This is a genomic window from Thermodesulfobacteriota bacterium (assembly GCA_039028315.1).
In the GTDB taxonomy this organism is placed as follows: domain Bacteria; phylum Desulfobacterota_D; class UBA1144; order Nemesobacterales; family UBA2774; genus CR02bin9.
The window spans coordinates 1-1684 of sequence record JBCCIH010000269.1 but is presented as its reverse complement, the minus strand read 5'-3'; the positions used below and the strand labels follow the sequence as shown (position 1 = coordinate 1684).

Here is a 1684-nt window from a genome sequence, read left to right as displayed (position 1 = left end):
TTACTTAAGATTAAATCAAAAATAGTCAGAGTAATGCCTAATACGCCGGCATTAGTTCTAAGCGGAGCTTCAGTGTTTTATTGTAATGAAAATGTTACGCTTAAAGAAAAGAAAAGGGTAAAAAAAATATTTGATTCTGTTGGGCTTTCTCTTATGATTGAAGACGAAGCTCTTTTGGACCCTGTAACAGGTCTTAGCGGTAGCGGGCCGGCTTATGTCTCGATTTTTATAGAAGCTCTAGCTGACGGCGGAGTTAAAATGGGACTACCAAGAGATATGGCTCACAAACTGGCAGCTCAGACTGTTTATGGAACGGCTAAGATGATAATTGAGGGTGAGACCCATCCTGCACAGTTTAAAGATAAAGTCTCCTCACCTGGAGGAACTACAATCGAAGGTGTTCATCATTTAGAGAAAGGTGGGTTTAGATCAAGCACAATCTCTGCAGTAGAGGCCGCTACCAAGAGATCAAGAGAACTATCCAAGGGGGATAAGTAATGAATTTAGGTGGGAATTTTATAGGCGCAATCGCAACGGTTTTAGATTTGGTTTTAAATGTCTACATGTGGATAATTGTAGCCAGAGCTATAATTTCATGGGTGAGCCCAAGCCCTTATAATCCTATAGTTCAATTTCTATATAGAGCGACAGAACCTGTTCTTAGATACGCCAGAAGAATCATACCCCCGATCGGCGGCACTTTGGATCTATCACCAATTATAGTGCTGTTGGCAATTGTTTTCTTGCGGCAGTTCTTAGTTCAGAGTTTAGTTGAACTCTCGCAAAAGTTCTAATACATGTCTGAAGTAATTATCAATAAAACTAAGATAAACTTTATCCAAGCTCAAAATTTTGATAAAGCCCGCCCGGCACTTTTGTTCATTCATGGCGCCGGACAAAGCTCAAGCACTTGGCGCTTTCAGGAAGTTGAATTTGGACCATCTAAGTCCAACTTTATAGCTATTGATTTGCCGGGTCATGGCAAGTCCGAAGGTGATGGATTTAGTACCGTATCCGGGTATAAGAGTTTTCTTCTCGAGTTCATTGAAACTTTAAATCTAAAAAGACCAATATTGATAGGTCATTCAATGGGCGGAGGGATTGCAATGCAAATAGCAATTCAAAACCCTGAGATAGTCTGCGCAATCGTCTTAGTTGCAACGGGGGCAAAACTAAGCGTAGCTCAACAAACACTTATAGCCGCTAAGGATAATTACAAAGAATTTTGCGAGCTGGCATCACAGAGAATGTTCGCTGAAGATTCATCTGAACAATTAAAGCATGAATTTAGAGACGGTTTATTAAATATTAGACCAGAGGTGAGCTACGGCGATCTAATTGCCTGCAATGAGTTTAATATATTAAATAAGCTAGATAAGATAAATGTTCCTTCGCTAATAGTCTCTTCAGATAAAGATATCCTTACGCCGACCAAATATGGCGAGTACCTGCACCAAAATATCTACGGATCAGAGTTTCATCAAATAAAAGGGTCCGGTCACTTCATACTGCAGGAGAAGCCTATTGAATTCAATCAAATCCTACAAAATTTTCTAAGTGATATTATTGAGTGATAGAAAATAGTTAAGGAATTTATCAGGGTATAAAAATCTATTGATATATCGCCCTTTGGCATTATATTTATTTGGGGATTACAACGAGTTCATAGGAGTTAATTTCAACC

3 protein-coding genes are annotated in these 1684 nt (G+C 39.0%); all 3 read left to right on the top strand.

Annotated features, from left to right (window positions below):
* Positions 1-498 (top strand): pyrroline-5-carboxylate reductase (proC, locus tag AAF462_11865; GenBank protein MEM7009819.1); only part of this gene is annotated, 498 nt, incomplete at its 5' end.
* Complete coding sequence (locus AAF462_11860; GenBank protein ID MEM7009818.1) at positions 498-794, top strand: YggT family protein; 297 nt, start codon at positions 498-500, stop codon at positions 792-794. The genes proC and AAF462_11860, both read left to right, overlap by 1 nt.
* Before the next feature lie 3 nt (positions 795-797).
* Positions 798-1574, top strand: coding sequence for an alpha/beta hydrolase (locus tag AAF462_11855; GenBank protein ID MEM7009817.1), 777 nt, complete (start codon positions 798-800; stop codon positions 1572-1574).
* The last annotated feature ends 110 nt before the right edge of the window (positions 1575-1684 follow it).

Bases quoted from the DNA above. Each gene is read 5' to 3' on its own strand.
- AAF462_11860 (MEM7009818.1), top strand. From the start codon at position 498: ATGAATTTAGGTGGGAATTTTATAGGCGCAATCGCAACGGTTTTAGAT.
- AAF462_11855 (MEM7009817.1), top strand. From the start codon at position 798: ATGTCTGAAGTAATTATCAATAAAACTAAGATAAACTTTATCCAAGCT.